Genomic DNA, 25171 nt, shown 5'->3' on the forward strand with positions numbered 1-25171 from the left:
AATGATTTATATCGATACGAGTGTTTTTGTTGCGCTGTGCACACGCGAAGCAAAAAGTAAGGCTGTTGAGGTTTGGTATGAGAAAGCAAGCGGTGATCTGATTAGTTCAATCTGGACTTGTACTGAGTTTGCTAGCGCGCTGGCAATTAAGGAGCGAACTGGGCAAATTACTTCCAAACAAAGTCGTAGTGCTTGGACTCTCTTTGAAAAAATTTGTTCGTATGATGTCGAGTTGCTGCCAATCAAAAGAAATGTCTTTTACTCTGCCGGGCTGTTGACTTTAGATTCAAAGTCAAACCTTCGGGCAGGCGATGCATTGCATCTTGCTGCTGCGAAAGAGATGAAGTCAAAATTGATGGTGACTTTGGATAAAGTACTTGCTAAAAACTCAGAGAAAGCAATGATTAAGGCACTGGTTCTTTAAGATATCGAACGAATCACCTCTAAGCCGCCCATATAAGGCTGAAGTACCTTGGGGATCCGAATACTGCCATCGGCTTGCTGGTAGTTCTCGAGCAGCGCTACTCCCGTTCGGCCCACTGCTAATCCAGAGCCATTCAGAGTATGGAGTAGCTCGGGCTTGTTCTGCCCAGTTTTATAACGCGCCTGCATCCGTCGCGCCTGGAAGTCACCCATGTTTGAGCAGGAACTAATTTCCCGATAAGCATTTTGCGAGGGAATCCATACCTCTAGATCATATGTCTTGGTACTGCCAAATCCCATATCCCCTGTACATAAAAGCACACGGCGATATGGCAACTCCAATAACTCCAGAATCTTTTCAGCATGAGCAGTGAGTTCCTCTAACGCCTGCATCGATTTCTCGGGATGACTGATATGAACCAACTCAACCTTATCAAACTGATGCTGTCGAATCATACCGCGCACATCGCGCCCATAACTACCAGCCTCCGATCGAAAGCACGGAGTGTGGGCTACATACTTGATTGGCAGTTGCTCACTATTAATAATTTCATCGCGCACTAAATTGGTCACGGGTACCTCAGCGGTCGGAATCAGGTAAAAGTTTTCAATCCGCTCACCCCCATCGTCTGGGTGTTCCCCACCCATCTTGCGTGGCACTTTGAATAGATCGGCTTCGAACTTGGGAAGTTGTCCAGTTCCCTGCATCGCTTGAGCACTCACCATATATGGTGCGTAGACTTCTTGATACCCATGCTGCTCGGTATGCACATCAAGCATGAATTGCGCTAGGGCACGGTGCAATTTCGCTGCATTTCCCTTTAACACCACAAAACGAGCGCCGCTGATTTTGGCAGCTGCATCAAAATCAAGTCCAATCGGTGCACCTAAATCAACATGGTCTTTGGGGGTGAAATCAAAGTGCGTTGGCTTTCCCCAAACCTTGATCTCTTTGTTTTCATCGGCAGTTTTACCAACCGGAACACTCGCATCGGGCAAGTTGGGAATATTAAGCACAAAATCTTTAATCTGTTCTTGCAAAATCGTTAAGCGCGCAGAATTTTTCTCAAGCGCTTGGTTGACATTAGCCGACTCGGCAAGTTCCGTATCCGCATTCTCGCCCTTGCCTTTTTTCATACCAATGGCTTTAGCCAATTGATTGCGCTTGGCTTGTAACTCTTCAGTGCCGGCTTGGAGCTGTTTACGCTCATTCTCGAGCTGAGTAAACAGGTCTGCATCAAGCTCGAACTTACGGGTTGCTAAGCGTGCCTTGACGCTCTCTAAATCTTTACGGAGCAGTTGGGGGTCCAGCATACGATTCCTTTGGGTTCAAGCCATTAGTTTAGTCGCACGACCTCAGCGCCTTGCAGAGGTTTAAATTGAAAGCGACTGGGGTCCACGCTGGGGTTGATTTGCATTGAATTAAAAATCACCAACACCATGCTGCCAAATCCGTCGGTTAACTCCAAAGCCCTGGGTAGGCCCGAGCTCATGCCAATTGCAATTTGCGTGTATGGCAGATCGCCCTGCCCAGATTTTGCTTTTGGCTTTAAGTTCACCCACTGAAGATTAGTTTTGGTCCCCGCCTCTTCGAGATCAAATTGCTGATCGAGGACGACATCCCCAAAGAGGATGGCAGCAGGCGATGCCGCTAAGGCTTGATTGGCCGAGCGAATCGTTAACTGATTGAGGTCTTTATCCCACATCAGAAGTTGTTTGCCATCCATGATGAGTTTTTGCTCATATGGCTTTTGGGTATCCCAGACAAAACGGCCAGGGCGCTGAAATACAAATTGCCCTGACGTTTGCCGAATCATCTTTGGCTTATCTTGTGGCTCATTCGCTTTGGGTGAGCGCATTTGTTGTTGCACAAACTCGCCTTGAGCAGAGCGCACTGTCTTTACAAACTGTTTGAGCTGCTCTATTCCGGATGGTGTTGTTGGTTGTCCATGAACAGGATTTAAGAGCACAAAGGCTAAGAGGATGGAATAAAAAACGCGCACCATGTCGTCGATTTGCTGATTTATTCGCTTGGACGAACCAGAATCTCGCGATTACCATTACCGCCCATCTTCGAAACTAACCCGGCTTTTTCCATATCCTCTAGAAGGCGTGCTGCCCGGTTATAGCCAATTCGCAGATGCCGCTGCACAAGCGAGATGGAGGCGCGTTTGTTTTCGAGCACAATCGCAACGGCTTGATCATAGAGGGGATCGGCTTCGCCACCACCATTGCCACCACCATTGATCGCATCCATGGTGGACTCATCGGCACCCTCGAGCACACCCTCGATGTAATTTGCCTCACCCTTCTCTTTGAGCCATGAAACGACGCGATGCACTTCATCGTCAGAGACGAATGCGCCGTGCACCCGGATCGGCAATCCAGTACCCGGTGGCATATACAGCATATCGCCCATCCCCAATAGGGTCTCGGCACCCTGTTGGTCTAAGATGGTGCGACTGTCAACCTTACTGCTCACCTGAAACGAAATCCGAGTTGGAATATTCGCTTTAATCAGACCGGTAATCACATCCACACTAGGCCGTTGCGTTGCCAACACCAAATGAATTCCGGCGGCACGCGCTTTTTGCGCAATCCGCGCAATTAACTCCTCGATCTTCTTACCGGAGACCATCATGAGATCTGCGAGTTCATCGATGATCACCACAATAATCGGGGCCTTATAGAGTGGCTCAGGATCCTCAGGCGTTAAGCTAAATGGATTAGTGAGTTTCTCGCCCTTGGCTTCGGCTTCCATAATCTTTTTATTAAAGCCCGCCAAGTTACGCACACCAAACTTACTCATCAGTTTGTAGCGGCGCTCCATCTCATTGACCGCCCAATTCAGCGCGTTATAGGCTTGCTTCATGTCGGTAACGACTGGGCAAAGAAGATGCGGCACCTTCTCATAGACCGACATCTCAAGCATCTTGGGATCGATCATGATGAGTCGTACTTCATCGGGCTTCGCTTTAAAGAGGATCGACAAAATCATCGCGTTAATCCCAACCGACTTGCCGGCGCCAGTGGTACCAGCAACCAAGCAATGGGGCATCTTCACTAAATCTGCGACCATCGGACTACCCGAAATGTCCTTACCTAAGGCTAAAGTCAGTAAGGAGTGATTGTCGTTATAGACTTGCGAACTCAAAATCTCGGAGAGGTAAACCGACTGTCGCGTGGGATTGGGTAACTCAAGTGCCATGCAGGTTTTACCGGGAATGGTCTCGACCACTCGCAAACTCACGACACCCAATGAGCGCGATAGGTCGCGTGACAGATTGACGATTTGACTACCCTTCACACCAACTGCAGGCTCTATCTCATACCGCGTCACGACCGGTCCAGGGTAGGCCGCAATGACTTTGGCCTGCACCCCAAAATCATCGAGTTTGCGCTCAATCAATCGTGAGGTGAACTCCAGGGTCTCCGCAGAAATGGTTTCTTTCGCCTCAGGAACGGGGTCCAAAAGTGAGAGTGGCGGCAACTCCGAGTCCGGTATTTCCACAAAGAGCGGTTGTTGCTTCTCACGCTCAACCCGCTCGCTCTTCACAATCTTGAGCGGCTGGTTGAAAATTTGTACCTTCGGTGCCACCTCTTCCCGAATTCGTACTTCCTCGACATGCTCTTCACGCTCAACAGCTGCCTGCTCACCAATCTTTTGGTCCTCCTGCGCTTCGCGCTTTTCACGTAAGCGCCGCACACCAAGCTCGACATAGCGCCCAACCTGCTCTGCGAGTGTTAGCCATGAGAAATGCAAAAAGAGTGAGAGTCCTACCGCCAGGCCAAAGATAAGAATCAGGGTTGCGCCTGTAAAGCCAAAGGCCATTTGCAGGGGGTCCCCGATCACTTCGCCTAAGATGCCGCCTGGGGGTCTTGGTAACTCCCATTGCAAGGAATGCATCCGAATCGATTCCAGCCCCATGCTGCAGGTCAGGGTCAAAGTAAAACCCAACCAACGTGTCCAAAAGGATTCTGGTTTAGCTTCTGGGTCAACTGGTAGGGGCACACTCCACAGCTCACGCCAACCTTGATATACCCGTCTAGCAAAGAGAATGACCCACCAAAATGCTGAGACCCCAAAAATGTAAAGCATCAAATCAGCGGTCCATGCACCGATGCGTCCACCAATATTTTTAGGAGCCTCAAAACTGGCGTGCGACCATGCCGGATCAGATTTGGTGTACGTAATCAGCACAGCAAATAAGCCTAAGCAGATAGCCAGTAGGAGCATCCAGCGTACTTCCGCAATTAGGCGAGACATCTTGCCAGTGCCGCCCTCGGGAGGCAACGGGGTCTTAATCTGTGGAAGCGAGCTACGAGCCATGTTGGTCTGATTGTAAACAAGCCTTGCCTGTAGAACCCTATAATTTAGGGATGACTACAACCACCAAACACTCTAAAGTTCTGATTCTGGGCTCCGGCCCTGCCGGCTATACCGCTGCAGTCTACGCCGCCCGCGCTAACCTGAAACCCACTCTCATTACTGGCCTCGCCCAAGGCGGCCAACTCATGACCACCACCGACGTGGAGAACTGGCCAGCAGACCCCAATGGTGTTCAAGGTCCTGAGCTCATGGATCGCTTCTTAAAGCATGCGGAGCACTTTAATACCGAGATCATTTTTGATCACATCCACACAGCCGCTCTCACTGAAAAGCCCATTCGCCTGGTAGGCGACTCCGGCACCTACACCTGTGATGCACTCATCATCTCAACGGGTGCTTCTGCCCAATACCTTGGTCTGCCGAGTGAAGAGGCATTTATGGGTCGCGGAGTATCGGGTTGCGCTACCTGCGATGGTTTCTTTTATAAAGGCCAGGATGTCTGTGTGGTCGGCGGTGGCAACACGGCCGTTGAAGAAGCGCTCTACCTTACTGGTATTGCCCGAAAAGTGACGGTGATTCATCGCCGTGACAAGTTCCGTGCTGAGCCGATTCTGAATGATCGATTGATGGCAAAGGTTGCTGAAGGCAAGGTTGAACTTAAATTGAACGCCACCCTTGATGAAGTCTTGGGTGATGAAAAAGGAGTGACCGGGGTACGGATCAAAAAACAGGATGGCAATACAGAAGACATTGCAGTATCGGGCGCCTTCATTGCAATTGGCCATAAACCCAATACCGATTTATTCGTAGGTCAACTCGAAATGAACAATGGCTACATCAAAACGCATTCTGGCCTAGAGGGTAATGCCACCGCAACCAATATCCCTGGCGTCTTTGCTGCTGGGGATGTCCAAGATCATATCTATCGCCAAGCCATTACGAGTGCAGGCACAGGTTGTATGGCAGCACTGGATGCGCAGCGTTATTTAGAGGCACTTGACGGTTAAGCAGTAAGAGCAATTAGCGCAAGCTCGGGCGAGCGATCCAGTATGCGCAAAAGCGCTCGAGCAGCACCAGTAGGAGCGCGTTTACCTTGCTCCCAATTGCGGATTGTTTCTAGTGATACACCAATTTTTCGAGAAAACTCTAGCTGGGATAAACCCATCTTCTTTCTGACTCGAGCTGCATATTTACCCGCGTCACGCATTGCCATAGCATCATCATTTTTTTTATGCCGAGCAATGTCAATTTCGGTTGTAGCATCAATTAATTTTTGATTAATTCGCCCTCGAACCTTCTTCCGTGGTGTACTCAAATCAATACTAACTCGAACTTTTTTCATATTTTCTTACCTCTCTAGCATTTGCTCTTCGGGCAGAAATTATTCGAATAATATTCGATCGATGAGTAAATATAACAACGTAGCATTTTTCGTCTAATTTTCCAATTAAACGAAATCGGTCCTCACCGTAATCCCACCTATCGTCGGTTTCCACTAATCGGTAGGGATCTCGAAATACATCTATAACCGCCTCAAAATCAAACCCTCTCTGAATATAACAATCATTACTTTTTAACTCATCCCATTCGAAGTCCATCGCTTATAGTAGTTCAATGAACTACTCTTGTCAAACAAAAAACCCAGAGTAAATCTGGGTTATTTGTTTTGGTTCGCTCCCTACCGCACTACAGGTAAGAGCGGCACAATTAAGAGTGCCACGATATTAATGATCTTAATGAGCGGGTTGACCGCGGGACCTGCAGTATCTTTGTAAGGGTCGCCAACGGTATCACCGGTCACGGCAGCCTTATGAGCCTCCGATCCTTTACCGCCATGGTTACCCTCTTCAATGTATTTCTTGGCGTTATCCCACGCACCACCTCCAGTACACATCGAGATTGCGACAAAGAGGCCAGTAATAATCGTTCCCATCAAAAGGCCGCCCAGTGCAGCGGGTCCTAAGAAGAGACCCACCAGAATTGGAACCACGACCGGTAAGAGCGATGGAATGATCATTTCCTTAATCGCTGCGGAGGTCAACATGTCGACAGCCTTACCGTACTCTGGCTTAGCAGTTCCTTCCATGATCCCAGGGATGTCTCTAAATTGACGACGCACTTCCTCCACCACGGCGCCTGCACAACGGCCTACTGCCTCCATTGCCATCGCTCCGAAGAGATAAGGAATCAAGCCGCCAATAAATAGACCAATGATCACCATGTGGTTAGAAAGATCAAAAGTCACTTGCTGGCCGATTGCCTCTAAAGCATGGGTGTAGTCTGCGAACAGGACCAGGGATGCAAGACCCGCTGAGCCAATCGCATACCCTTTGGTCACCGCCTTGGTGGTGTTACCCACTGCGTCCAAGGGATCGGTGATGTCGCGCACTGAATCGGGCAATCCTGCCATCTCAGCAATGCCACCAGCATTATCGGTAATGGGGCCATAAGCATCGAGTGCCACCACAATTCCGGCAAGGGAGAGCATGGCCGTTGCGGCCACTGCAATTCCATAAAGACCTGCTAAGTAATACGCAGCAAAGATCGCCATACAAACAAAAATAACGGGGTAAGCAGTTGAACGCATTGATACGCCAAGACCCGCAATGATGTTCGTACCATGCCCTTTGGTTGATGCTTCGGCAATATGCTTAACGGGCTTGTAATCAGTGCCGGTGTAATACTCCGTAATCCATACCAATCCAGCGGTCAGCAATAAACCAACAATCGATGATCCAAATAAGCGCCACTGACTGCCTGGGATGCCCAAGGCGTCATCCGGAATAATCCAATTGGTTACAAAGTAAAAACCAACCAAGGAAATCACGCCTGAGATGATTAAGCCTTTATACAAAGCAGGCATCACGTTTTTCATACCAGGGCTCGCTTTGACAAACGAGCAACCAATAATTGAAGCAATAATCGAAATGCCGCCGAGCACTAACGGATAAATAACCGCTGCGACTGGGGCATTCATGACCATGAGTGCTCCCAAGACCATCGTTGCAATCAGAGTCACTGCATAGGTCTCAAATAAGTCAGCAGCCATACCCGCACAGTCGCCGACGTTATCACCCACGTTATCGGCAATCACCGCTGGGTTACGTGGGTCATCCTCCGGAATACCCGCTTCGACTTTGCCAACTAAATCAGCGCCTACGTCAGCACCCTTCGTGAAGATGCCACCGCCCAAACGAGCAAAGATTGAAATTAAAGAAGAGCCAAAGGCTAAGCCAATCAGCGGATGCAAGACATCAGAGAGATCTTGGCCGTTATCCATCGACACGAGGAGCATAAAAAATACGCCAACACCTAAGAGGCCCAACCCCACCACGAGCATGCCAGTAATCGCACCCCCCTTAAAGGCAACGTTTAAGGCTTGGTTCATGCCCTCAGTAGCAGCCTGCGCAGTTCGTACATTCGCGCGCACTGAAACGTTCATGCCAATGAAGCCACAGGCTCCCGACAGCACAGCACCAATCACAAAACCGATCGCCGTTGCTAAATCAAGAAAGACCGCCATCAGGATGGTTAGCACCACACCGACAATGGCAATCGTTTTATATTGGCGTGCTAGATAAGCAGCCGCCCCTTGCTGAATCGCCTCAGCAATCTCGACCATCCGGGCGTTGCCGGTGTCTTGCTTAAGAATCCAGGTGCGCATCGCAAAGCCGTATACCACCGCGATGACACCACACACTAGGGCAAAATACAGACCAAAAGTTACATCACTCATGCTAAATCACTCCTACTTGGTTGAGGATTCAATTTAATTTTGAAACGACAAGCTTGCTATTAGCCCAAAGGCTTAAAATAGTGAGCCTGCAGCTTTGAAAGTATCCAACAGAATTAGCGCTTTACCACTTTGCTAAGATCAGGGTATCTACTAAGCAGACCGTTTTTATTTAATTTGGAGCATTTATGAGTCTTGATAACGTCACCCCAGGAAAGAGGGTTCCCGAGAACTTTAACGTCATTATTGAAATCCCCATGAATGCCGACCCCATCAAATACGAGGTCGATAAGGAAACTGGGGCGATTTTTGTAGATCGCTTTATGGGTACTGCCATGCACTACCCCTGTAACTACGGCTACATCCCCAAGACCATTGCGGGGGACGGCGATCCAGTTGATGTCTTGGTAATTACACCGTTTCCTTTAATCCCCGGAGTGGTGGTCAGTTGCCGTGCGCTTGGCGTTTTGCAAATGAATGACGAGGCTGGTGATGATGCCAAATTGCTGGCGGTTCCTGAGGATCGTATTTTATCGATCTATAGCCATTGGGAGAGCTCAGAGGATATCAACCAAATGCGCTTAAATCAGATTCAGCATTTTTTTGAGCATTACAAAGATTTAGAAAAGGGCAAATGGGTCAAAGTCAAAGGGTGGGGTTCCATTGCGGATGCCCACAAAGAAATTACCGATGGCATGGCCCGCTATCAGAAAGAGAAGGCATAAGCATGAATCGTGCATGGCGTTGGTTATGAGTCAGCGTGCTCATTCCCCCATGCAGATTGCTCTAGCGCAACTCAATCCTCTGTTGGGTGATTGCATTGGTAATGCGCGGGCTATCTATGAGGCAGCTCAAAAAGCCCATCATCATGGGGCGAGCCTCCTCCTAACTCCGGAGCTCTCCCTAACTGGTTACCCTCCAGAGGATCTTTTACTACGTCCTGGGTTTATCAAAGAGACACAAACCGTTCTCCAATCCCTGTGTACCCAACTAGGAGCATTACAAGGCTTAACCGTGATTGTGGGTCACCCTGCTGTATCCAATGGTGGGTTACGGAATGCAGCGTCGGTCATTGAGAACGGCAAGGTCATTGCGACTTACTTCAAAAACGAATTACCCAATCACGAAGTTTTTGATGAGAAGCGCTATTTTGTGGCGGGTGAGAATGCCTGCGTTTTTGATCACCATGGTTTGAAATTGGGCGTTTTGTTATGCGAGGATGTTTGGCATCCAGAACCTGTGCTCAAAGCTCAACAAGCTGGTGCACAAATGATTGTGGTGTTAAATGCATCGCCCTACCACCTCCAAAAAGAACACACACGCTATGAGCTTCTCAAGCAGCAGAGTCAAGCCTGTAATTTACCCATTGTTTATCTCAATATGGTGGGTGGGCAAGATGAACTCGTTTTTGATGGTGGATCATGCGCAGTCAATTCCAAGGGGGAGCTCGTTTTTGCAATGCCACAGTTCGAAGAAGAAGTCGGATTCCTTCGAATTGAAGCCTGCGAACCGCAGCGAGGAGTAATCGCCCCTGCATTAACGCTCGAGGCGCAAGTCTATAAAGCACTGGTCATGGGAACACGTGATTATGTGCATAAAAATCGTTTTCCAGGAGTTATCCTTGGGCTTTCGGGTGGGGTCGACTCCGCTTTAGTATTGGCGATTGCAGTTGATGCACTCGGACCTGAGCAGGTCCGTGCGGTGATGATGCCCTCGCCCTATACCGCAGAAATTTCTTGGCTTGATGCGCGCGAACTCGCATCTAATTTGGGTGTGCAATACGATGAGATTTCGATTCAAGGTCCCGTCGGTGCATTTGAAGATGCCCTGCAAAAGCAATTTGCTGATTTACCAAGCGATACGACCGAGGAGAATATTCAGGCTCGGGCGCGTGGCACGATCTTGATGGCACTCTCAAATAAGACGGGGCGCTTAGTCCTCACCACGGGCAATAAGAGTGAAATGGCCGTTGGGTATTGCACCCTCTATGGGGATATGGCCGGGGGCTTTGCCGTGATTAAAGATATTGCCAAGACCTTGGTCTATCAACTCTGTCGCTATCGTAATCAAATAAAACCGGTGATCCCCGAGCGGATTTTGACTCGGGCACCATCGGCAGAATTGCGCCCCAATCAAACCGATCAAGATAGCCTGCCTCCCTATGAAGTTTTAGATGCCATCTTGGCGCGCTATATGGAACAGAATCAATCCAGTACGGAAATCGTTGCAGCCGGCTTTGATTCTGCGGCGGTGCAAAAAATTACACGCCTCATTCAGATAAATGAATACAAACGCCGTCAGGCACCGCCTGGGGTTCGCATTACCGCTCGCGCCTTTGGCCGAGATTGGCGCTACCCCATTACATCAGGAGCCAAGCTCTAGTCCTAAAAATCATGGGGAAATGAGGAAGTCATCGTCCTTGAGTATGATTGAGGCAAAGGAGACACTATGAAACTAATTACTTCAATTATTAAACCCTTCAAACTTGATGAAGTGCGCGAAGCACTAGCTGAGGTTGGTGTGACTGGCCTTACCGTTACCGAGGTGAAAGGCTTTGGCCGTCAAAAGGGTCACACCGAACTCTACCGAGGCGCTGAGTACGTGGTTGATTTTTTGCCCAAAGTGAAAGTAGAAGTGGTGGTTTCCGATAACTTGGTTGAAACCGTGACCGAGGCCATCATCAAAGCCGCACGCACTGGAAAAATTGGTGATGGGAAAATTTTTGTGAGCTCCGTAGAACAAGCGATTCGAATTCGTACTGGCGAAATCGATGATGCTGCAGTCTAGGGCTGATTAGTACTGAACTTCCTCAAGAATGACACTGCTTGCATTTGGATCGTCAATCCGAACGCGATAGCCCTGAAAAAAGATATCCGCCTGAGAAAGATTGGTGGTCATCAACACAAATGGGGCTTTACCAAAAAACGAATGTGAGCCATTTACATCCAAGGCACGTTTTTCTAATTTGCCCGTTCCATCTTTGACGCATACCACTTGCTTAATACGGCTGGAGATATAAACCATGTTTCCAGCCTTCGTGGGACTTGGGGAGCGATACGTGGTTTGATTGGCATCGGGCGCTGGGCAGTTTTCATTGGTCGCAGTGGTCACTGCCGGGGTCGTCGTGGCAACGGGTGCTGGATTGGTTGTTGCAGCGGGCACTGGCTCTTCTTTCTTCGGAGCAGTGTCAAGCGACTCGGTAGGCATCTTAGCAAGCGGTGGCTCAACAACTTTCTCTTTCGCAGGAAAATCGATCATTAAAAAAGTAGCGGCGATTGCTGCAAAGAGCGCAAAAAATACATACTTCGTATTTGAAGTTTTCGGTTTTGGTTCATCATCACTCAAATCAAAACGTTCTATGGTTTCAGGAATCTTTTCAACAATTGGTTTTGTTACTGGTGGCTCGCTTGATTTTTCTTCGGGGACTTCGCTCTGCTCCACCTCAGCATTTTTTTCTGCCTGTTGACTCTCTTGAACCAAATCGGGACCAAAGTCAAAAACATCGTCATAACTTAAATCCAAATAATCAGCGACTTTTTTAGCTGCAGCCACTTTAATCGCTAAGGAATAAAAATGACTGCGCTCACCACTTTCAATCTGTTCGATTTGTTTGACCGAAAAACAAAGATCCTTCGATATTTCGTGGATAGAAATGCCTTTTGACTCTCGAGTCTTTTTAATGACTTCACCCCGAATTTCGGGCAGAGGATTATGATTTGGCATTCAGTCTCATCGATTTATTATTAATATTTATAACGATCTTAGTCATTATTTATCAACGCACTATAGCCCAAACATCAACAAAAGTCTATTTACCTCGGGGCTAATTCATTTCAAGGTGAAAACGGACTAAATCCTGGACCGACCCGGCGCGCATTTTTTCCATAACCCGGGCCTTATGCACCTTAATCGTTGCATCGGTTGTTCCTAGCTGCTGAGCGATTTCTTTATTCATTAAGCCACTCACCAATAGAGAAAAAACCTCCTTTTCGCGAGGCGTCAATAACAAAAAGTTTTGCTTAATTTCGCTCGTTTTTAGGATTCGCTTGAACTGCTTCCTGTCATATTCAAGTGCCGTTTGAATCGCATTTAATAATTCTTCTAAATTAAATGGCTTAAATAGAAAATCCAATGCCCCCTTTTTCAACCCTTTAACAATTTGTTGGGGGTGACTTTGTCCACTCAGAAAAATAATCGGTGTTGTACTGCCATTTTTTTCGAGGCAATCCAATAACTCCAAGCCTGAGAGATCGGGCATTTGCATATCAAGCAAAATAACTGCTGGGGAAACAACGCGGCTATTGCTTAAAAAAGATGTCGCACTGTTGTAATCAAATACATCGTAGCCAACATCTACCAACATGCGGGATAAGGAGCGGCGAATGGCATCATCATCATCAATTAAGTAGATGGTTCCGTTCAATGTGCTCATTGCTTTCCCCTAGTTGGCATTTTTGGAATTTACCGACCCCGATCCCGTTAGGCTATTCGCTTTATGGCTAATTTAGGTCAATATCACTAAAATAATTCTTTTAATTCAAAGTACAAACCCCATGAGAACCTATTTATGCATTGTCTGTGGCTTTATTTATGACGAGTCGGCTGGGCGCCCTGAGGATGGAATAGCCCCCGGAACGCCTTGGGATGCGGTACCTAGTGATTGGGCATGCCCAGATTGCGGCGCTGGTAAAGATAGCTTTGAAATGATGGCTATTTAGCAATTCGGTGTAGGAATACACTGACGAACTCGTTAATGCTTTAATTTTTGGATGACCAAACCCATGTCAAATATCAAGACTGAAAAACGCTTAAATGAACGCTCTCGCAAGGTGACCGAGGGGGTTGCAAGGGCTCCCAATCGCTCCATGTATTACGCAATGGGTTACAAAGAATCGGATTTTGGCAAACCGATGGTGGGGGTTGCCAACGGTCATTCCACAGTGACACCCTGCAATAGCGGCTTACAAAAACTAGCCGATGCTGCAATTGCCGCCCTTGAGTCATCCGGCGCCAAGGCCCAAGTATTTGGGACTCCAACCATTTCCGATGGTATTGGCATGGGGACCGAGGGCATGAAGTACTCATTGGTTTCACGGGAGGTCATTGCTGACAGCATTGAAGTCTGCGTCAATGGTCTTTGGCAAGACGGTGTAGTGGTTATTGGGGGTTGCGATAAGAACATGCCTGGCGGGATGATGGCACTAGCTCGAACCAATGTCCCTGGCATTTATGTTTATGGTGGAACCATCAAGCCAGGCCATTACAAAGGTAAAGAATTGAACATCGTATCGGCCTTTGAGGCGGTTGGGGAATTTACCGCCGGTCGCTTGAGCGAGGAGGATCTCAAGGGTGTTGAACAGCATGCCTGCCCAGGCAGCGGGTCATGTGGCGGTATGTACACCGCAAATACGATGAGCTCGTCCTTTGAGGCACTCGGCATGAGCCTGCCTTACTCCTCAACCATGGCAAACGAAGATCAAGAAAAGGTCGAGAGCGCCGCCCAATCCGCCCGCGTTTTAATTGAGGCAATTAAGAAAAATATTCGTCCTCGTGATGTCATCACCAAAAAATCAATTGAGAACGCAGTAAGCGTCATCATGGCTGTTGGTGGATCAACCAATGCGGTCTTACATTTTTTAGCAATTGCCAGTGCCGCTGAGATTGATTGGACGATTGATGACTTTGAGCGGATCCGCAAAAGAGTTCCGGTCATCGCCGATATGAAACCCTCCGGAACTTTCCTGGCAACCGATTTGCACCAAGCCGGCGGAATTCCACAAATCATGAAAATTTTGCTCGATGGCGGCCTGCTCCACGGCGATTGTTTAACCATTACTGGAGAAACCGTTGCCGAGGTATTAAAAGATGTCCCAGCAAAACCAAGAAGCGATCAACGGGTCATTCGACCACTCAGCAACCCAATCTATCCCCATGGGCACTTGGCAATTCTAAAGGGCAATATATCCCCCGAGGGCTGTGTTGCAAAAATTACTGGTCTCAAAAATCCGTCCATCACCGGTCCTGCCCGGGTGTTTGACTCAGAAGACGATGCCATGGCAGCGATCCTTGCCCAGAAGATTAAGGCCGGTGATGTGGTGATTATTCGTTATGAAGGACCCAAAGGTGGCCCTGGAATGCGCGAAATGTTAGCGCCTACTTCTGCTTTAGTTGGCCAGGGGCTTGGAGAAAGTGTTGGCCTGATTACCGACGGACGGTTTTCTGGAGGCACCTGGGGGATGGTGGTAGGACATGTAGCTCCAGAGGCTTTTGTTGGGGGAACCATCGCCCTGATTCAAGAAGGCGACTCCGTAACCATCGATGCCAATCAACTATTGATTCAGCTCAATGTCCCCGAGGAGGAGATCGCCAAGCGTCGAGCTACCTGGAAACAACCAAAATCGCGCTATACACGGGGTTTACTGGCAAAGTACGCTCGTCTAGCGAGTAGCGCCAGTCTTGGGGCTGTCACGGATCTGGATTTAAAATAAGGCATGCAACTTATTTGGATCGGAGGCTCAACCTCCCAAGTCAAGAAAATCAGTATCACTGGTAAGGGTCTCATCAAGCTTACCGTGATTATCTGTATTTTTTTGTTCCTGACTGGATTTGGTGTTCATTTTTTAGGCTACCGGATTGCCTTTCATGTGAACCCCGAGCTCACTCGGGCAATGGGTGGAGCGATATCGATTCAACAAAAAGAGTCGATTGAGGCCAGTTACAAAGAACAGGTACAAAAACTGGAAGCCAATATTGCACAGGTCAATCAAAAAATTGAAGAGCTGACGGTCATTAAAGATCAATTTGCCGATATCGCCACACCTGCTCCGGTCAAAAGCAAATCCAACAACCTCAATACAAAGTAAGGGTTTCTTAAGAGCCTTTAATTAGAATACGGCTCAGTGCCGCTCTGGCTTCTGGAATATCGAGATCCATCGCAATTTGCAATAACTCAATCGCTTTTGCATGATTGCCCATGTGGTCTAACACCAATCCATAGTTATAGATGGCCCTTGGATTCTTTTGCTTAAGTTCCCGCTCAAGGTCATGAAACAAAAGCTCGAGCTGCTGAGGAGTTAATTGATTGTTGAGGGCCATCTTGCATGGCATCAGGTATGTGCATTCGTAACTGCCGGATTCCAATGCCATAAACGCCTCAAAGGCTTGTGGATAAAGGCCTAACTTGAGGTAGCGCTCGGCCTCATAAAAATCTGAATTTTCCATAACTGACTAGATACCAATACCGATGCGCGCAAACTCAGCGCTTAATTGCACTGGCTGCCTCTTCCTTGGCCTTCTTACGAGCCAATGCGGCTCGCTCCTCTTCCTCTTCTTTTAATTGCAGTATTTTGTTGCGCTCTTCGATGTAGATATCAAATGATGAAAAAGTTTCTACAAACTCAAACTGACCTGTAAATTCGTCAACGGGAATAAAGTGGAGTTCGGGTGAGCCAATAAATTTGTACTCCAAAATTTGTACGCCGGCCGGATTGGGTGCCAGAACATTATTAACAACCACCTTCATCCCCTCACCATTTACATACATATCATTGCGCTGTGGCCGTCTCACGATCCATACCCCTTTATGAGTTCTCGATCTGCTTGTAGATCTTCAAACGAGGATCATTGGGATAAACCACACTGGTTTGCAAAGAAGTTGATAAAGGATTGATGTCAACAATGACGCCACTGGCTTTTTCAGTACCCTCAATGGCATTGGATTTTGGAACGTAGCGATAATCGCCCTGGGTCTCTGGAAGACCCAGTTTAAGCTCAGCCAAGGTCGCGCCACTACGCAAGTTGGAACTGCCAACGTAGGGGGCTAATACGGAATTTATCGGGGTGTCAGCCATATGCAATATTAATCATGATAAACACATTGATTCTAGGTCAAAATTACGACAAATAAAAGTATCCAATAGCCTGGTAATTTTATAAGTACTTGATTTTATTGATTTTTTTATTTAATTTGGATACCAAGCTGTTTTTTTGAGTGTAGAGGGATATTCCTGATATTCCCAAGTCATGTGAAGTTTGTTCACTTCCTAACTTTTTTCTCTCTAGCATGGTATTTGCGACGCAAAATAGTGTTGGTAAGTGATATCGCCTCTTGTACATCGAGCGCCTCAACGGTCTCAAACTCCATTCTGCCCTCTTTATTGACATAATCAACTCGCCACCACTTACCTCGAACCTGAGTTGCAAGTCGAATTTCGTAGTCTTTTTTCATTCCTAGTTATCAACCTAAATCTCTACTTTTTGAAAATCCGCGCCCACTGAGTTTGAGCCCAGACCTGAACGCGTGGAGAGAAACTTGCTGCAAAAATGATATCAATCGCTCCCCAAATAAATGATGCTCGCGAAAGTTCGATCACGGCAAGCACAATAAATAGAAGCATCAAAAATCGCCGCAATCGATCGTCGGGAAGAAAATGATTCATGATGAATATTGATAAAGATGAATTTAATTAATGTTCTGAAACTTAGTATACAAATGATTTATCAGGCAAAATAAGATTTTTTACCACCTTTGAGCGCTCGCATTTACCCCCCCGAACTTGGAGAGATTGCCCCTAATTACTGGGTAGACCCTCGGTTTACCTATAAAAATCTAGAACGCATTTTTGAGGAAGACCGAATCTGTGGATTATTCAAAAATGCTTCAGATCGGGAAGGAATTAGCGTCAATGTTCTAGGTGTTGAGTCCACTGGATTACGCTTTAAGGTGATGCCTTTGGCAGACGGATCCCATCCCGCCATCATTGGTAACCGCATCTTAGTGACTTATGTGGATAGCGGTAAGGTGCAGTTCAGCTTAAACAACATCCGCCTCGCGACCGATTCGTCCTACACCAGCGATCTTCCCCAAAAAATTGCAATTGTTCAACGACGCAAAAGCTTTAGAACACCGGGACCCGGTAATTTTGATCGGGATTTTAAATTACTGATTTACTTTGCCCAAGGCAAGGAAATGATTGCGCAAATTGTTGATATGTCGGAGGATGGCCTCCAGTTGGATTTGCGTGCTGATGCCACTGATATGTCAATTGGCACAATCTGGACACGCTGCTCATTTGAACGCCTAAAAAATCGCTCTGAGCCATTTGATCTTGTTATTCGTAACACACGTCTGAGCCAAGAATCTTCGCGGATACGCGTTGGCTGTCAACTTTTGGATCCCACCCCTCGCAATCGCATTGAATTTGAAAGCACGCGAAATGGAATTCATACCGCTCGTGTACAGCGCCGACTCAAATTCTGGTTCCAAAATGTCTCATGGTGCTCTTAGGCGCAGTCTTTATGAAATTTTTCTCTTCCTCGCTGCCGGTGATTAATAGATTACTTGTTGTCCTTCTGATGGTCCTTTCAATGGCGGCTCTTGCGCAATCAAATAGCGAGTCGTGGAAGGTATTTGGCAAGCTTTCTAACAGCACAATTTACATTCAAGAAAAATCCATTGAAAAAATTGGGCCCTTCCTAAAAGTATGGATCTTGCAAGACTACCTTGCCCAACGGATGGGACCAAATGACGAACCCTATCGCTCGGCGATCACGCTAATTCAATTTGATTGCCAGGAAAAGAAGTCCCAAAAACTCAATAGTCAAGGCTTCATCGAGCCCATGGGCAAGGGTCGTTTTATCGATCTGACAGAGAGCGATCCGCCGTGGATAGACCTACCCGTTGATTCCGTTGGTTTTCATATTATTGAAACATTTTGCGCATCGACTAAATAACGCGCCTAGGATTAACCCTATATAATTTTAGGATGGGATATAACGCAGGCGCATTCGAATTAGGCAAACTAAATCTTGATAAAGGCAAGGTCGATATTGCCTTTGATATCTTCTTTGATCTTGCCAAAAATGATCTGGATGAAGATGCACTTTACATGTTGACTCGGATGACTTTCGATGGTCAATTAGGCCCCGAACAGATTGAACAGTTTTATGAGTTTCAGAACTCCCATTCGTCCTACGGTAATGGCTACGCCCTTTATAACGTGGGTTTAATGCACGAACGCGGTTTGGGTAAAGTAAAACAAAACTACAAAGTAGCGGTCGAGTACTACGAGAAAGCCATTAAAGAAGAAGTCCATGATGCCTATTGCAACTTAGGCAATATTTATGCCCTCGGCTTAGGTATGGAGCAAGGGGTTCCTCGGGATATTTTCAAAGGACTTGAATTACTCAGTAAGGGTGCCGAGTCGGGTAGTCGTCAGTCAGCTTTCACGATTGGCTCACTCTACGGCAAGGGTGAATTTATTCCTCAAGACAATTCCAAAGCAGCCTATTACCTAACCTTGGCGGCAATGATGGGGCATGAGCAAGCGAAACGCGTACTTGCCATCTTTGCCCATGCCCACAAAAACGAGAGCTTTGACCGCGAATTTGATGCCGCTAATGTGAAGTTTGGTGAAATCGAAAACCTACGAAAACTCTACCGCTGCATCTAAAGGGCTTAGGTAGAAGTAATTTTTTCCCAGTTTTTCTTAAATACTTGACTGCTATCCTGAGTATCCAAGTCCTTGGATCTTGAAATCATTAAGCCATTTAAGCGAGCGCCCGGCTCAATACCAATCTGACCGTAGGTCACATCGCCATGCACGACAGAACCATTGTGAAGTTCAACGCGCTCCGTACAGTAGACATTGCCTTCGACCCGCCCCGCAATAATGACGCGATAGGCGTAAATATCACCTTGTACCAAACCATTTTTTCCAACCGCAATACTGACAACCCCGTCTTGCGAGGTTTCCACATTGCCAATGACCTTACCGTCAATTCGCAAGCTCTCAGAGGCAACCAGACGCCCATGGATTTCAGTGGCCTCGCCAACCATGGTCTGAAATGACTCAATGGTTTGGCCAAGGGTTTTGATTGATTTGGATTTGTTGCCAAACATAATTGCAATTACTTCTTAATGAAGTGACCCTTGATCTTACCGCCACGTTGGATGTGGACCGAGTCATACGATACGGAGCCATCAACCTCGGCAAGTGGGCCAATATTGAGCTCTTGGCAATTAATATCACCCAGAACTTTACCCTTCACCATCACCTGATCGGAGAAGAGTTCGCCCTCTACAAGGCCCGATGAATCAATCAAAACGGATTTGGCCGTTACTTTACCTTTGATCACACCAGAGATATTTAAAACGCCTTCGGATGTAATGGTTCCAACAAACTCAAAGCCTTCGCTAATAATGGAAGGCTTAATTGGATTTGCACGATTTACATTGTTTTCATAGCCATAGCTTTGATCCGGCTCAGCTGCTACTTCGGTTACTGGCTCTGAATACGTATTTTGAGATTCATCAGAGGGATTCTCTGGAATGTCATTGGATTTCTTTGAAAACATAGATCACCTAAATGGGAGGTTAAATAAGGTGCAGATCGCCGTGCAAAGATCCACCCTTTTCGATCTCAATCTCAGCGTAATGAACAGAACCGCCGACTTTACCGCTAGAGCGAATAATTAGCGACCGGGAGGCAGTTAACTGCTCGGCAACTTCTCCTCGGATATCAACCGATTCTGCGACCACTTTGCCACGAATCAAACCAGAAGCTTCAACAATCACTTGTTTGGCAGACAAATCGCCTTCCACAACACCGGAAACCGAGGCAATATCGGGCACAGCAAAATTTCCCTTCAAAATGACCCCTTCACCAACAAATAGACAACCCGATTGATTTGCATCGACCATGAAAAACCCTTAAATAGCGTGAATAATTGCTTATAAATTTAGTATTAGGCAGCCCTCTAAAGATCTGCCATAAGCTATAAATTTATCACAATTAGAAGTCAAAAAATCAATCGGGCGCACCAAAAGCGGTAATTACGGGAAAAACCCTTAGTCAAGGAAATTAGTGCTTCATCGAGCCCCCATGACCGCCGGAGATATCCCTAACTTGTAATTTAACTTCCACCTCACCCGATTTCTGAAATTTCAGCTTCACCGGAACGGTTTCGCCTGCTTTTAAGGGCGTCTTAATATCCATAAACATGAGGTGTAAGCCGCCCGGTTTTAGCTCGACAGAGCCATTAGCCGGGACGTCAATCCCCTTGACTTCGCGCATTTTCATGACATTACCGTCCATCGCCATGGTGTGCAGCTGCATCTCGCCAGCTACCGGGGAGCTTGCCGCAATCAATTGATCAGCGGCACCTTTATTTTCAATCTTCATAAACCCGCCTGCAGCTTTTTGACCTGGGGCCGTTGCTCGCGCATAGGGATTCTCAATCTTCAGTTGCCCAATCCGATAGTCCGAGCCCTTAGCGTCGCTATGGGCAAGGGACCAGCCAGAAAAGCCGATTAGAGCGCTTGCGGTGATTGCGTGTAGAAATTTGGTATTCATAATGATCCTTTCTGTAATCGTTACCATGTCATTGTTTTAGTGCCATCTTTAAAGAGTGCGTCGCCTGTTACTTTAGGAGAGCCCATTTTGATTCCAGGCAATAGGTCGCCTGGACTTAATCCGTAATGCTTTAAACACATGGGGCACATAATGACCGTACCCCCTTTGGCAATAATCTCTTGAAGTATTTTTTGTTGATCGGCGTACTTATCAGCACCCGATTTAACACCAACAAAGACGCCTTGATCGCTTAGAAAAATACTCAAGGGATGCCCATTTTCGTTGTGATGCTTACCGAAATTGAGGGCCATCGTAACCCGATGAGGCTCCCCACTGGTTAGGCTAATAAATAGTGGGTCATTGGGTCCTGCAAATGCTGAAAAACTAAATACCGCGAGTAATGTAAATAACCAAGAACGCATGAAGTGACTCATCACGCTTAAACTCCCATAAAAACTTCGCATTAGGGGCAACACAGCCCCGCCATTGAACTTAAGTGCGAGTATTCTGAGGTGGTCCCTGAGAGGGAAGCTTGACCCATGCAAAGAGTGTCTTTGCAGACTCTAGAAAAAGGTTTGGGATCAATGCATGCGTTGAAGGGCTAGCAAACTCAAGATTACTTAATAAATTAGGAAGTCCTACCGATTGAGCGAGGCAATACAGGCAGTCCACAGACGCGTTCGTTACCGCATCCTCGGTATTTAGGTCAAGCACTTGTTTTGTACCGTCCGCCATACAAATTTCCATTGCCAAAGCCGAGCCATTGGTTGGCATGGATACTGCATGGGTCATCGTTGGTGCCAGTGCTCCGAAAATAAACGCCAGAGTAGTTAGCCAATGAATCAGTTTTCGGTATGGAAAATACATCTGGTCATTTTATCGATAAGCGTATGAAATAACAAAAAAGGGGGTTTGCGCCCCCCTTTTTTTAAGTTACCAGCATTACGCCTTCATCTGACGCAATTTAGAAATCAGCGGCCAGAAAAGCAGGATGAGTGCCAAGGCGGTGATCGTACCAACCAGATAGTTGGAGAAGAAGATGCCCAAGCTACCCTGAGATACCAACATCGCTTGACGGAAAGAATCTTCAGCACGATCGCCCAATACCAAGGCAAGAACCATTGGCGCCATCGGGTAGTCGAGTTTCTTAAAGAGGTAGCCCAAGACTCCAAAGCCCAACATCAGCCATACATCAAACATCGCATTGTTCACCGTAAATGCGCCAACAGCACAAATAACAATGATCACTGGAGCAATGATTGAGAATGGGATTCTTAAGATGGAGGCAAAAATCGGTACGCAGGTCAAGACCACAAAGAGACCGGCAATATTACCCAAGTACATACTTGCGATTAAGCCCCAAACAAAATCTGGCTTCTCAACAAACAATAGTGGTCCTGGCTGTAAACCCCAGATCAGGAGGCCGCCCAATAACACCGCAGCGGTTGGTGAGCCAGGAATACCCAAGGAGAGCATCGGGAGCAAAGCTGCGGTACCGGCAGCATGAGCTGCGGTCTCTGGAGCAACAATACCCTCCATCTCACCCTTGCCAAAATTATTTCTATTTTTGGCCATCTGCTTTGCAACGCCGTAGCTCATAAATGAGGCTGGAGTTGCGCCGCCTGGAGTAATACCCATCCAGCAACCAATTAAGCAGCTGCGTAGGGATGTTGCCCAGTACTTCGGTAACTGAGCCCAAGTTTCAAAAACAACCTTTGCTTTGATCTTGGCACTTTTACCGGAGAACTTGAGACCTTCCTCCATGGATTGCAAAATTTCGCCGATACCAAATAGACCGATCACCGCAATTAAGAAATCAAAGCCGCGCATTAACTCCGACGAGCCAAAGGTTAAGCGTAATTGACCGGTAACGGTATCCATTCCCACAGCAGCTAACGCAAAACCAAGCATCATTGCTGATAAAACTTTGAACGGTGAGCCTTTGTTCATGCCCACAAAACTACAGAAGGTTAATAAGTAAACTGCAAAGAATTCAGGGGGTCCGAACTGCAGAGCAAACTTTGCCACGAGCGGCGCCAAGAAGGTGATTACAACGACTGCAAAAACGGCACCAATACACGATGAGGTAAAGGCAGCTGTAAGTGCCTCGCCCGCTTTACCATTTTGCGCCATTGGATAACCGTCAAATGTTGTCGCAACCGACCATGGCTCACCGGGAATGTTAAACAGAATGGAGGTAATCGCACCTCCGAATAAAGCACCCCAGTAAATACTGGAGAGCATGATGATCGCCGAAGTGGGCGACATGGTAAAAGTCAAGGGTAGCAAAATGGCAATGCCATTGGCTCCGCCAAGCCCAGGCAATACCCCAATAATGACTCCGAGGATCACTCCGATCAACATCAACATGACGTTGTAGGGTGACAATGCTACGGCAAAGCCTCCAAATAGCGCGTTAATTTCTTCCACGTTTGCTCCTTTTATTCAATCTTGTAGTGGATGCTTTGCTTACTGCAAACCAAATATAGCCAAGGGGTTAAACAACGAACCATGTGGCAACGGAATTTGAAACCAATACTCAAACATCATGTAAAGAACGATGCTTACACCCAGTCCAACCGCAAGGGCTTTCCAAAATACGTATTTCCCGAGCCAGACCATGAAAAAGGTAATGTAGAGGACGCCGGCAACATAGATACCGATCAGCTGAACACCCAAAACAAAGAGGGCTGCCGGAATGAGAACGGCCATCACTTGCCGAAAGGGTTCTCTCTCAACAAATGTCTCGTCAGCAAGCTCTTTAGCGCGAATCGACTGAATCAAGGTCACTGAGCTACAAATCAAAATAATCAGGCTAATGTAGAAAGGGAAATAGCCTGACTCAGGACCATCGCTGCCCCATTTAGCGCCAAGTTTTAAGCTTCCCACCATCACCACAACGCCGACAACAATAAACATGAGGGCGGTGATGATTTCCATCGTACGCATACTTACGACTGAATCATGATTTGAATTCTCTGACATTCTTCACTCTTCTCTTAATCGATTACTAAAAAAAATAAGACCTCACCATGAGGTCTTATTTCACATCTACCAATTACTTCGCAATAAAGCCGGCTTCCTTCATCAGCTGAGCATGCTGAGCGTCGGCTTTCTCGAGCCAGTTTGTAAACTCTTTACCGGTCATGAAGGTTTGGTTAAATGCGCCATCGGCCATGAACTTCTTCCACTCCGGTGTCTCACGAACCTTTTTGAACAAGTCGACGTAGAAATCCACTTGTGCTTGAGTCACACCAGGTGGCATGAAAATACCGCGCAACATCACATAGTCAGTATTCACACCCACTTCACGGCAGGTTGGAACATCATTCCAAGATAGCGTTGGGGTAATTTTCTCCTTGTATGGCATACGCTGTGTATCAAATACGCACTGCGCAGTTAACTTACCAGCACGCCACTGAGCAACGGCTTCGATTGGATTGTTCACAGTGGAATCAACGTGATTACCAACTAACTGAACAGCTACTGCGCCGCCACCAGCAAATGGAACATAAGTGAACTTAGTACCAGTTGCTTTCTCAAGTGCTACGGTAATGATTTGGTCTTCTTGCTTCGAACCAGTTCCACCCATCTTGAACTTATTAGGACCTGCAGCTTTAGCGGCATCAACGTAGTCCTTCGCAGACTTATAGCCTTTTTCAGTATTTGTCCACAACACGAATTGATCAAGTGCCAGCATCGCGACTGGGGTCATGTCTTGCCACTTAAATGGCACACCCGTTGCACGTGGGGTTGTGAATAGATTTGAGAGGGTAATAATGATCTTATGGGGATCGCCTTTGGCTTCCTTGATTGCTAGATAGCCTTCAGCACCAGCACCAGCACCTTTATTTACTGGAATCATGGATTGCTTCATCAAATTATTTTTAGAAATAATTCCCTGAATCATCCGCGCCATTTGATCAGCGCCGCCACCAGGACCGGCAGAGATAATGAATTCAACAGGTTTTGTTGGCTCCCACTTAGCCTGAGCGTGAGCGGTGGTCGTAGCTGCAAAACCAGCTACCAAAGCAACGCTCAACAACGTGGATTTGAATTTCAAACGCATGGATGCTCCTCCAATAAATTTTCAAAATTATTAATTTTGTTATGCAGCAACTTTGACGACTAATTCTTCAATAAAAGTTTTAGACAAAAATTGACAAACATCAACAAACGAAAATTTTCACATAAGTAAAACCCGTACTGACTAGTGAAAACCCTTGCTTTGGAAACTTATTTACGAGCCGAATTGGTGCCGGAAATAGGAATCGAACCTACGACCTTCGCATTACGAATGCGCTGCTCTACCAACTGAGCTATTCCGGCTTA

33 protein-coding genes and 1 tRNA gene are annotated in these 25171 nt (G+C 47.0%); 11 read left to right on the forward strand and 23 right to left on the reverse strand.

Annotation, left to right across the window (positions count from 1 at the left end; genetic code table 11):
• The first annotated feature begins 1 nt into the window (after position 1).
• Positions 2-424, forward strand: coding sequence for a type II toxin-antitoxin system VapC family toxin (locus ICV32_RS07640; protein ID WP_215369744.1), 423 nt, complete (start codon positions 2-4; stop codon positions 422-424).
• Here the strand turns inward: ICV32_RS07640 and serS are convergent.
• Genes serS through ICV32_RS07655 form a run of 3 tightly spaced genes read right to left on the reverse strand, consistent with a single transcriptional unit; the run spans position 421 to position 4753 of the window.
• Positions 421-1737 (reverse strand): serine--tRNA ligase, encoded by a 1317-nt coding sequence (serS, locus tag ICV32_RS07645; RefSeq protein ID WP_215369746.1) that lies wholly within the window; start codon positions 1735-1737, stop codon positions 421-423. The two genes, ICV32_RS07640 and serS, sit on opposite strands and share 4 nt — an antisense overlap.
• A gap of 23 nt (positions 1738-1760) precedes the next feature.
• Complete coding sequence (locus tag ICV32_RS07650) at positions 1761-2429, reverse strand: outer membrane lipoprotein carrier protein LolA (protein ID WP_215369748.1); 669 nt, start codon at positions 2427-2429, stop codon at positions 1761-1763.
• 17 nt (positions 2430-2446) lie between these two features.
• Positions 2447-4753 (reverse strand): DNA translocase FtsK, encoded by a 2307-nt coding sequence (locus ICV32_RS07655; RefSeq protein ID WP_215369750.1) that lies wholly within the window; start codon positions 4751-4753, stop codon positions 2447-2449.
• Between the two features lie 50 nt (positions 4754-4803).
• On the opposite strand from ICV32_RS07655, the gene trxB reads away from it, so the two are divergent.
• Positions 4804-5760, forward strand: a complete 957-nt coding sequence (trxB, locus tag ICV32_RS07660) for a thioredoxin-disulfide reductase (RefSeq protein ID WP_215369752.1) — start codon at positions 4804-4806, stop codon at positions 5758-5760.
• On the opposite strand, the gene ICV32_RS07665 is transcribed toward trxB, so the two are convergent.
• From ICV32_RS07665 to ICV32_RS07675, 3 genes are all read right to left on the reverse strand, one after another.
• Positions 5757-6095 carry a DNA-binding transcriptional regulator gene (locus tag ICV32_RS07665; RefSeq protein ID WP_215369754.1) on the reverse strand — a complete coding sequence of 113 codons (339 nt, stop codon included), beginning with the start codon at positions 6093-6095 and terminating at the stop codon, positions 5757-5759. The genes trxB and ICV32_RS07665 overlap by 4 nt on opposite strands.
• Positions 6076-6351, reverse strand: a complete 276-nt coding sequence (locus tag ICV32_RS07670) for a BrnT family toxin (RefSeq protein WP_215369756.1) — start codon at positions 6349-6351, stop codon at positions 6076-6078. The genes ICV32_RS07665 and ICV32_RS07670 overlap by 20 nt, the downstream gene beginning before the upstream one ends.
• Positions 6352-6431: 80 nt before the next feature.
• The gene (locus ICV32_RS07675) at positions 6432-8489 is read right to left on the reverse strand and encodes a sodium-translocating pyrophosphatase (protein ID WP_215369757.1); all 2058 of its coding nucleotides are present in this window, start codon (positions 8487-8489) and stop codon (positions 6432-6434) included.
• Between the two features lie 185 nt (positions 8490-8674).
• On the opposite strand from ICV32_RS07675, the gene ppa reads away from it, so the two are divergent.
• The 3 genes from ppa (at position 8675) to ICV32_RS07690 (ending at position 11273) form a co-directional block, all read left to right on the forward strand.
• Positions 8675-9211, forward strand: a complete 537-nt coding sequence (ppa, locus tag ICV32_RS07680; protein ID WP_215369759.1) for an inorganic diphosphatase — start codon at positions 8675-8677, stop codon at positions 9209-9211.
• A gap of 25 nt (positions 9212-9236) precedes the next feature.
• Positions 9237-10868, forward strand: a complete 1632-nt coding sequence (locus tag ICV32_RS07685) for an NAD+ synthase (RefSeq protein ID WP_251371836.1) — start codon at positions 9237-9239, stop codon at positions 10866-10868.
• 66 nt (positions 10869-10934) lie between these two features.
• Positions 10935-11273 carry a P-II family nitrogen regulator gene (locus ICV32_RS07690; protein WP_215369761.1) on the forward strand — a complete coding sequence of 113 codons (339 nt, stop codon included), beginning with the start codon at positions 10935-10937 and terminating at the stop codon, positions 11271-11273.
• A 6-nt stretch (positions 11274-11279) separates the two neighbouring features.
• On the opposite strand, the gene ICV32_RS07695 is transcribed toward ICV32_RS07690, so the two are convergent.
• Positions 11280-12209 (reverse strand): RodZ family helix-turn-helix domain-containing protein, encoded by a 930-nt coding sequence (locus tag ICV32_RS07695; protein ID WP_215369763.1) that lies wholly within the window; start codon positions 12207-12209, stop codon positions 11280-11282.
• A 100-nt stretch (positions 12210-12309) separates the two neighbouring features.
• A complete protein-coding gene (locus ICV32_RS07700; protein ID WP_215369765.1) occupies positions 12310-12918 on the reverse strand; it encodes a response regulator transcription factor in 609 nt (202 codons plus the stop codon).
• A 121-nt stretch (positions 12919-13039) separates the two neighbouring features.
• Between ICV32_RS07700 and ICV32_RS07705 the strand changes: the two genes are divergently transcribed.
• The 3 genes from ICV32_RS07705 to ICV32_RS07715 all read left to right on the forward strand — a co-directional run bounded on the left by ICV32_RS07705 (position 13040) and on the right by ICV32_RS07715 (position 15349).
• Entirely contained in the window at positions 13040-13204 is a 165-nt protein-coding gene (locus ICV32_RS07705; RefSeq protein WP_215369767.1) for a rubredoxin, read from the forward strand.
• Positions 13205-13267: 63 nt separating this feature from the next.
• Positions 13268-14974 carry a dihydroxy-acid dehydratase gene (gene ilvD / locus ICV32_RS07710; protein WP_215372661.1) on the forward strand — a complete coding sequence of 569 codons (1707 nt, stop codon included), beginning with the start codon at positions 13268-13270 and terminating at the stop codon, positions 14972-14974.
• Between the two features lie 3 nt (positions 14975-14977).
• Entirely contained in the window at positions 14978-15349 is a 372-nt protein-coding gene (locus ICV32_RS07715; RefSeq protein WP_215369769.1) for a hypothetical protein, read from the forward strand.
• Between the two features lie 7 nt (positions 15350-15356).
• Here the strand turns inward: ICV32_RS07715 and ICV32_RS07720 are convergent, their stop codons facing one another.
• The 5 genes from ICV32_RS07720 to ICV32_RS07740 all read right to left on the reverse strand — a co-directional run bounded on the left by ICV32_RS07720 (position 15357) and on the right by ICV32_RS07740 (position 16924).
• Complete coding sequence (locus tag ICV32_RS07720; protein WP_215369770.1) at positions 15357-15707, reverse strand: hypothetical protein; 351 nt, start codon at positions 15705-15707, stop codon at positions 15357-15359.
• A gap of 34 nt (positions 15708-15741) precedes the next feature.
• Positions 15742-16053 (reverse strand): hypothetical protein, encoded by a 312-nt coding sequence (locus tag ICV32_RS07725; RefSeq protein WP_215369772.1) that lies wholly within the window; start codon positions 16051-16053, stop codon positions 15742-15744.
• 13 nt (positions 16054-16066) lie between these two features.
• On the reverse strand, positions 16067-16336 hold the full coding sequence (locus ICV32_RS07730; protein ID WP_215369774.1) for a hypothetical protein: 270 nt from the start codon (positions 16334-16336) through the stop codon (positions 16067-16069).
• Positions 16337-16521: 185 nt separating this feature from the next.
• Positions 16522-16713 carry a hypothetical protein gene (locus ICV32_RS07735; protein WP_215369776.1) on the reverse strand — a complete coding sequence of 64 codons (192 nt, stop codon included), beginning with the start codon at positions 16711-16713 and terminating at the stop codon, positions 16522-16524.
• 22 nt (positions 16714-16735) lie between these two features.
• Positions 16736-16924: a hypothetical protein gene (locus tag ICV32_RS07740; RefSeq protein WP_215369777.1), complete on the reverse strand. Its 189-nt coding sequence runs from the start codon at positions 16922-16924 to the stop codon at positions 16736-16738.
• An 89-nt stretch (positions 16925-17013) separates the two neighbouring features.
• On the opposite strand from ICV32_RS07740, the gene ICV32_RS07745 reads away from it, so the two are divergent.
• From ICV32_RS07745 to ICV32_RS07755, 3 genes are read left to right on the forward strand one after another with little or no spacing between them, the layout of a single operon-like run.
• Entirely contained in the window at positions 17014-17772 is a 759-nt protein-coding gene (locus ICV32_RS07745) for a PilZ domain-containing protein (protein WP_215369779.1), read from the forward strand.
• An 11-nt stretch (positions 17773-17783) separates the two neighbouring features.
• A complete protein-coding gene (locus ICV32_RS07750) occupies positions 17784-18218 on the forward strand; it encodes a surface-adhesin E family protein (RefSeq protein ID WP_215369781.1) in 435 nt (144 codons plus the stop codon).
• A 32-nt stretch (positions 18219-18250) separates the two neighbouring features.
• Positions 18251-18937: a tetratricopeptide repeat protein gene (locus ICV32_RS07755; protein ID WP_215369783.1), complete on the forward strand. Its 687-nt coding sequence runs from the start codon at positions 18251-18253 to the stop codon at positions 18935-18937.
• Positions 18938-18942: 5 nt separating this feature from the next.
• Here ICV32_RS07755 and ICV32_RS07760 read toward each other — a convergent pair whose 3' ends face one another.
• From ICV32_RS07760 to ICV32_RS07805, 10 genes are all read right to left on the reverse strand, one after another.
• Positions 18943-19386 carry a polymer-forming cytoskeletal protein gene (locus ICV32_RS07760; RefSeq protein ID WP_215369785.1) on the reverse strand — a complete coding sequence of 148 codons (444 nt, stop codon included), beginning with the start codon at positions 19384-19386 and terminating at the stop codon, positions 18943-18945.
• Positions 19387-19394: 8 nt separating this feature from the next.
• Positions 19395-19841 carry a polymer-forming cytoskeletal protein gene (locus tag ICV32_RS07765; RefSeq protein WP_215369787.1) on the reverse strand — a complete coding sequence of 149 codons (447 nt, stop codon included), beginning with the start codon at positions 19839-19841 and terminating at the stop codon, positions 19395-19397.
• A gap of 19 nt (positions 19842-19860) precedes the next feature.
• Positions 19861-20187 carry a polymer-forming cytoskeletal protein gene (locus tag ICV32_RS07770; RefSeq protein WP_215369789.1) on the reverse strand — a complete coding sequence of 109 codons (327 nt, stop codon included), beginning with the start codon at positions 20185-20187 and terminating at the stop codon, positions 19861-19863.
• Between the two features lie 160 nt (positions 20188-20347).
• Positions 20348-20839, reverse strand: a complete 492-nt coding sequence (locus ICV32_RS07775) for a copper chaperone PCu(A)C (RefSeq protein WP_215369790.1) — start codon at positions 20837-20839, stop codon at positions 20348-20350.
• Positions 20840-20859: 20 nt separating this feature from the next.
• Entirely contained in the window at positions 20860-21273 is a 414-nt protein-coding gene (locus tag ICV32_RS07780) for a DsrE family protein (protein ID WP_215369792.1), read from the reverse strand.
• 58 nt (positions 21274-21331) lie between these two features.
• Positions 21332-21706: a DUF2946 domain-containing protein gene (locus ICV32_RS07785; RefSeq protein ID WP_215369795.1), complete on the reverse strand. Its 375-nt coding sequence runs from the start codon at positions 21704-21706 to the stop codon at positions 21332-21334.
• 75 nt (positions 21707-21781) lie between these two features.
• Positions 21782-23269: a tripartite tricarboxylate transporter permease gene (locus ICV32_RS07790; protein WP_215369796.1), complete on the reverse strand. Its 1488-nt coding sequence runs from the start codon at positions 23267-23269 to the stop codon at positions 21782-21784.
• 39 nt (positions 23270-23308) lie between these two features.
• On the reverse strand, positions 23309-23824 hold the full coding sequence (locus ICV32_RS07795) for a tripartite tricarboxylate transporter TctB family protein (protein WP_215369798.1): 516 nt from the start codon (positions 23822-23824) through the stop codon (positions 23309-23311).
• A 73-nt stretch (positions 23825-23897) separates the two neighbouring features.
• Complete coding sequence (locus tag ICV32_RS07800; protein ID WP_215369800.1) at positions 23898-24908, reverse strand: tripartite tricarboxylate transporter substrate binding protein; 1011 nt, start codon at positions 24906-24908, stop codon at positions 23898-23900.
• 184 nt (positions 24909-25092) lie between these two features.
• Positions 25093-25168: transfer RNA gene (locus tag ICV32_RS07805), tRNA-Thr, on the reverse strand.
• Positions 25169-25171 lie beyond the last annotated feature (3 nt).

Source organism: Polynucleobacter sp. MWH-UH24A (assembly GCF_018687475.1).
Lineage (GTDB): Bacteria > Pseudomonadota > Gammaproteobacteria > Burkholderiales > Burkholderiaceae > Polynucleobacter.